4 protein-coding genes and 3 tRNA genes are annotated in these 6,322 nt (G+C 49.0%); 2 read left to right on the top strand and 5 right to left on the bottom strand.

Annotated features, from left to right (window positions below; translation table 11 throughout):
• Together MJ770_RS11525 and MJ770_RS11520 are read left to right on the top strand one after the other, a co-directional pair.
• On the top strand, window positions 1–188 hold a 188-nt coding region (locus MJ770_RS11525), incomplete at its 5' end, for a hypothetical protein (protein ID WP_239254327.1).
• A gap of 146 nt (window positions 189–334) precedes the next feature.
• Complete coding sequence (locus MJ770_RS11520; protein WP_239254326.1) at window positions 335–2,440, top strand: DEAD/DEAH box helicase; 2,106 nt, start codon at window positions 335–337, stop codon at window positions 2,438–2,440.
• A gap of 143 nt (window positions 2,441–2,583) precedes the next feature.
• Here the strand turns inward: MJ770_RS11520 and MJ770_RS11515 are convergent.
• The 5 genes from MJ770_RS11515 to uvrC form a co-directional block, all read right to left on the bottom strand.
• Window positions 2,584–2,659, bottom strand: a tRNA-His gene (locus MJ770_RS11515).
• A 43-nt stretch (window positions 2,660–2,702) separates the two neighbouring features.
• Window positions 2,703–2,779 (bottom strand) — tRNA-Arg (locus MJ770_RS11510).
• Between the two features lie 41 nt (window positions 2,780–2,820).
• A tRNA-Pro gene (locus tag MJ770_RS11505) sits at window positions 2,821–2,897 on the bottom strand.
• A 165-nt stretch (window positions 2,898–3,062) separates the two neighbouring features.
• Window positions 3,063–3,629, bottom strand: coding sequence for a CDP-diacylglycerol--glycerol-3-phosphate 3-phosphatidyltransferase (gene pgsA, locus MJ770_RS11500; protein ID WP_239254324.1), 567 nt, complete (start codon window positions 3,627–3,629; stop codon window positions 3,063–3,065).
• 2 nt (window positions 3,630–3,631) lie between these two features.
• Entirely contained in the window at window positions 3,632–5,443 is a 1,812-nt protein-coding gene (gene uvrC, locus MJ770_RS11495; RefSeq protein WP_256448827.1) for an excinuclease ABC subunit UvrC, read from the bottom strand.
• Window positions 5,444–6,322: the final 879 nt, after the last annotated feature.

Genomic DNA, 6,322 nt, shown 5'->3' with positions numbered 1-6,322 from the left:
AACTTTCAACCCGGAAAGGATTACAAAAAATGCTTGACACGAACAATAGAATCTCTCAAGAAACAGCTTTTTATGGCCATATATATCAATTGGTTAAAAATTATGAAAATGGTCAAACAGCCCCCGATTATCTGGGAGATCAATATCTTGCTAACGCCTTTCGACCTGCGGACGAATATCATACTTAGAGCGAACGGAATTTTTCTATAGTGAGCAGTATTGGGTCTAGCCGGATGAAAAATTTGTGCAGCAGGCTGCAGCACAATTGCCCCAGCATCGAACAGATCGAGCACTAACTGGCAGGCGACGACATGACCACGGAGGAAGATATACAGTGACCAACCCAACCAATGCCTACACCGTGCCGTCAGTGTCCATTTCTACTGCGCGTACCGGTGCTTCCAGCAAGGCCAATGCGCTGGGGATGCGTGCCATGCAGGAGCGTGCCTATGCCAAGCGCGGTGAGCAATACCTGCTGATCAAGTCGCCACCGGCATCGGGAAAATCCCGCGCGCTGATGTTCATCGCACTGGACAAACTTAATAACCAGGGCTTGCAGCAGGCCATTGTCGTGGTGCCGGAGCGTTCCATCGGCAGCAGCTTTGCCGATGAACCCCTGAGTCAGTACGGTTTCGCTTGGGATTGGCAGGTCGCCCCGCAATGGAATCTGTGCAATGCCCCCGGCATGGACGAACCGCGCGTAGCTAAGTCCAAGGTGGATGCAGTGCGTAAGTTTCTGGCAAGCACTGACAAAATACTGGTCTGCACCCACGCCACCTTTCGCTTTGCGGTGGAAGAGTTGGGCATCGAAGCGTTCGATAATCGCCTGATCGCTATTGACGAGTTTAACCACGTTTCCAGCAACCCAGGCAACGTGCTGGGCAGTCAGTTGGGCGCGTTCATCGCCCGCGACAAGATGCATCTGGTGGCCATGACTGGCTCTTACTTCCGAGGCGACAGCGAAGCGGTGTTGAATCCGGCGGATGAGGCTCGGTTCGAGACGATAACTTACACCTACTACGAACAGCTCAACGGTTACCAATGGCTCAAATCGCTGGACATCGGCTACTTCTTTTACACCGGTTCTTACGTTGATGCCATCACCAAGGTGTTGGACCCGGCCTTGAAAACCATCGTCCTTATTCCCAACGTGAATGCCCGCGAAAGCCTCAAAGACAAGAAGCGCGAGGTAAATGAAATCATGCACGGCTTGGGTGAATGGAAAGGCGTTGACCCGGCCACCGGTTTTCATCAGATACAAACCAGGGATGGCAGCACACTGAATGTGGCGGACCTCGTGGACGACAGTGATCCGGCCAGACGTTCCCGCGTACTCACTGCATTGAAAGACCCAGCGCAAAAAAACAACCGTAACCACGTGGATATCATCATCGCACTGGGCATGGCGAAGGAGGGCTTTGACTGGATCTGGTGCGAACATGCGCTGACCATTGGCTACCGCAGCAGCCTGATTGAAATCGTGCAGATTATTGGCCGCGCCACCCGCGACGCCGAGGGCAAGGAACGATCACGTTTTACCAACCTGATTGCCGAACCTGCAGCCGATCAAGCTGCCGTGAGCGAGGCGGTGAACGAAATGCTCAAGGCCATTTCCGCCAGCCTGCTGATGGAGCAAGTGCTGGCACCGCGCTATGAGTTCACGCCAAAAAACATTGGCCCAAAGCTAGGATTTGATTATGGCGAAGAAGGCTACAAAGATGGCGGTCACAACATCGGGGTAAACACAGGCACCGGCCAGATTCACGTCGAGATCAATAGTCTGGCAATACCGAAAAGTCCAGAGGCAACGCGCATCTGTAAGGAAGACCTGAACGAAGTCGTCACCAGTTTCTTGCAGGACAAGACCGTGCTGGAACGTGGCTTGTTTGACAAGGAAAATACGCTGCCCGAAGAACTGACCCAGTTGCGCATGGGCAAGATCGTGCGTGAGCGTTACCCAGACTTGAGCAATACTGATCAAGAGGTCATCCGCCAACACGCGATTGCGGCTATGAATATTACACAGCAAGCTAAATTGGCATTGGCTCAGGCTGATGCTAATGGTGGTGGTGCTGGCGACGACACATTGCAAGGCAATACAGCCTTGTTGGATGGAGTGCGTAAATTTGTTAATGTGCGCGACCTGGACATTGACCTGATCGACCGCATCAATCCCTTCGATGCTGCCTATGCTGTGCTGGCGAAAGCGATGGATGAGAAATCGCTACGCCAGGTTCAGGCCAGCATTGCCGCTAAGAAGGTCCGCATCCCTGAAGACGAAGCCCGTGATCTGGCAAGGCGTGCCTTGCAGTTCAAAAACGAGCATGGTCGCCTGCCAGATATCAATTCCGCCGATGCGTGGGAAAAGCGCATGGCTGAAGGCGTGGCCGCTTTTACACGTTACAAGGCTGCCAAGCAAAATGGGGCACGCAATGGCTGACATGAATGATGATGAGCTACTGGATGCGCTGGGTGTAGAAGTCGTCCCGCTCAAAGCCGCCAGCCGAACCCCCTGAAGGTCACTAAATTTAAACTCAGACTATACGTAAAAAAGGCCTGCATCGCTGCAAGCCTTTTTCTATATGGGGTGACTGATGGGGCTCGAACCCACGACAACCGGAATCACAATCCGGGACTCTACCAACTGAGCTACAGCCACCATAGAGTAAAATCCGGAGTAAACACCCAACAAAACATATCGTTGGTGTGCCCGACAGGAATCGAACCTGTAACCCCCAGCTTAGAAGGCTGGTGCTCTATCCGATTGAGCTACGGGCACAATTCCTATGGAGCTATTTGACTCTGCACCACTAAATTAACTGGTCGGGGTGGAGAGATTCGAACTCCCGACATCCTGCTCCCAAAGCAGGCGCGCTACCAGGCTACGCTACACCCCGAAAGCGAAGCAGTATATCTTGCATGAGGTAAAAAATCAATCATGTCCTGGTGATTTTTTGAACTCGTATGAAACATTCATTATGAGTTTTAGCTCAATGCCTAAATTTTATTTCTTACCAGCCGTACAGCTGGTAAGAAAATATTTATTTAACGTGGTGCTCTACTTATTTGCGCAGAATTTGTGGCAGCGCAAGTTTCAAGTAATAGATCATTGACCACAATGTCAAAACAGCGGCAAGATAAATCAAAAATGTACCTAATGTATCAGCAGGCAATCCAGCCAGCGAGTCGTGGTAAAGCAGCAACAATATGGCAATCATTTGAAATACAGTTTTCACCTTACCCAGCATGGAAACTCTGGTGCTCTTGCTTTCACCAAGCTGAGCCATCCATTCACGTAAGGCAGAGATGGCAATTTCTCGACCGATAATGATGAATGCAATGAACATGTCCACATAGCCAAGCTTTACCAGTACTATCAAAGCAGCAGCCACCATCAGCTTATCAGCAACCGGATCCAGAAATGCGCCAAAGGCGGAAGTCTGATTAAGCGCGCGCGCCAAATAACCATCAAGCCAATCTGTGAAAGCAGCTAACGCGAAGATCACTGAGCTGACTAAATGTTTATGATGCAGCGCAAGTGTTGTGTCGGGCAGGTAGAATACCCCTAGAAAAATCGGTATGAGCAGAATGCGAAACCAAGTTAGCAGATTTGGGATATTGAGTGGCATGATTAATGCAGTTGTTGATAAATTTTTTCCGCCAGCGCCAGACTAATGCCATCTACCTGCGACAATTCTTCCAAGTTGGCTTGATACACACCTTGTAGACCGCCGAATCGAGCCAGTAAATTACGTCTGCGCTTCTCCCCTACTCCGCTGATTTCCTCCAGCATTGATGTTGTACGAGCTTTACCACGCTTGGCACGATGGCCGCTTATAGCAAAACGGTGAGCTTCATCGCGCACCTGTTGAATCAAATGCAAGGCTGGATTGTCTGGCAACAATTGTAGCGGCTTTTCTTGCTGCGGACGAAATAATTGCTCTAACCCGGGTTTGCGTTCCACGCCTTTTGCCACACCCATTAACGGAATTTCCATCAGACCAAGTTGTTCCATCACCTGGCAAGCCACATTTAGCTGTCCCGCACCACCATCTATCAAAATTAAATCGGGGCGCTTGCCCTCCCCTGCTTGTAACTTTTGATAGCGACGCAACAAGGCTTGGCGCATTGCTGCGCAGTCATCTCCCCCAGTAATACCGCTAATGTTGTAGCGTCGATACTCAGCAGTACGCATAGCCAAACTATCGTAAACGACACAGGAAGCCACAGTCGCTTCGCCCATGGTGTGGCTGATATCAAAACATTCGATGCGTGACAGGTGCGGGAGCGAAAGCGCTTCGCGCAATTTTTCCAGTCTATCCAGCTGCCCGGCCTGTTGGCCTGTTTGCTGGTGTAATGCCAGCAGAGCATTTTTCAGCGCCATATCCAACCATTGGCGGCGCTCTCCACTGACGCTGTGTCGTATCTGCACCTTATGCCCGACTTGCTCGCCCAGCAATTCCTCCAAGGCACCTGCCGTGAGAGGCGTGCTGGTGAGAATAAGAGGTGGAACGCTATTGTTTAAATAATGCTGCGACAGGAAGGCATACAACACTTCGTCAGCCGCCTGCCCTTCGGCATTTTGTGGAAAAATGCTCTTATCACCCAGATGCCTGCCACCGCGCACCATGGCCAGATTCACGCACAATACGCCATCCAGCTCAACAACAGCAACGATGTCCGCATCCGTTGCACGACCACTTTCCATGAACTGCTTTTGCTGCACCGTATGCAGCGCATGCAGCTGGTCACGTAGCGCAGCGGCCTGCTCGTAGTGTTGGGCTTCTGCCGCCTTTTCCATAGCTTGGCGCAGCAATCCTTCTACCTCGCCATGTTTGCCCTGTAACAGAAAACTCGCATTGCGCACATCAATTTCGTAATTCTGCGGACTAATCAAGCCAACGCAAGGGGCAGTGCAGCGATGAATCTGGTGCAGTAAACAGGGACGAGTGCGATTGGAGAATGTACTGTCCTCGCAAGTACGGATGCGAAAAATTTTTTGCAGCAACTGAATGCTTTCCTTGGCTGCATGTGAATTCGGATAGGGTCCGAAATATTGATGTTGCTTGCTGGTCGCACCACGATAATAAGCCAGTCGAGGGAAACTATGACCGCTCAAGACGATATATGGATAAGATTTATCATCTCTGAAAAGAATGTTATATCTCGGTTTTAATGCTTTTATTAAGTTGTTTTCCAGTAACAAGGCCTCAGCTTCGGAACGAGTGACCGTCACCTCAATACGGACAATATGCGACACCATCAAGCTGATACGCGGCGAGATGTTTTTTTTCTGGAAGTAGGATGCGACGCGTTTTTTTAGTCGCCCAGCTTTTCCGACATAAAGCACTTGACCTTGACTATCCAGCATACGGTACACACCAGGCAGTAGGGGCAGACTGGCGATATATGATTTAAGGTCAAACTCGGTTGTTTGGGTCAAGGCTATTGTTTAGGTTGAGGCTATGCAAAATAAAATATCTGCGCTGAAAATGGCATACAGCATCGATTCGTTCAAGCGCTTGGTTTGGGTATTGTAGCGGCTACAAGGATAGCTGTCATACAGCTTATGCCGCATGCAATGTGAAAATTTAAAGATTTTAGTTTTTTAAGCTCATCGCACACAACACTGCCAGATGTGTCATCGTCCCCAAAGCCATTACTATCACGCCAAACGGCAAAGAAGCCAACTCAGTCCTATTTATTGATCGCATTGTCGCATTGCGGCAGACTTCTGTTTGTTCTTTGGCTGCAAGAAACTTTAACGGCAGACAGTGGAAAATTTATGTTAATTAAAGTTGACCCTGCGAGTTTCGCATCCCCTTGCTGCCAAAAATAAAATGCAGGGTGTCTCAATAATTCAATTTTGCAACCAGCCGCTTCGCAGCTTGCCTGCTTACCCCTTTGTCAGGCAAGACAAGGCTCGATTAAAAGATTGAACGCGGGATATATTTGATATGTAGCTGATAGTTTCATCAAGTAACGCAGTATTGTGACGAAGATTAGATTTTTAGAGGTGCCCTGTAGATATTTAGCAAACCTATGAAAGGTTTTGAATTCCAAAGTTCGGACGATTAATAAAGCTTTAAACCATACCAACAACTCTATCGTAATAGCCTGAATTGTCTTCACTGTAATTGTTGCGTTTGAAACACTTATAACTGAATTTATTCAGCTCCACATTTCCATCAGTCATATGGTCATATTTAATTCGTCGGCTCTCGACGACAATAGCATTGACTCCATTTCAAGTAGTTAGCATTAGTATGCAGGCATTATGTAGTCATGTAACGACACAAATATTCAGGGAAATATAAATATA

Source organism: Candidatus Nitrotoga sp. M5, from assembly GCF_927904885.1.
Taxonomy (GTDB): Bacteria; Pseudomonadota; Gammaproteobacteria; order Burkholderiales; family Gallionellaceae; genus Nitrotoga.
This window is presented reverse-complemented; position numbering and strand designations above follow the sequence as displayed.

What these genes read in the sequence shown, in the direction of transcription:
- pgsA (WP_239254324.1), bottom strand. Translation starts at nt 3,629, where the DNA reads ATGCCACTCAATATCCCAAATCTGCTAACTTGGTTTCGCATTCTGCTC.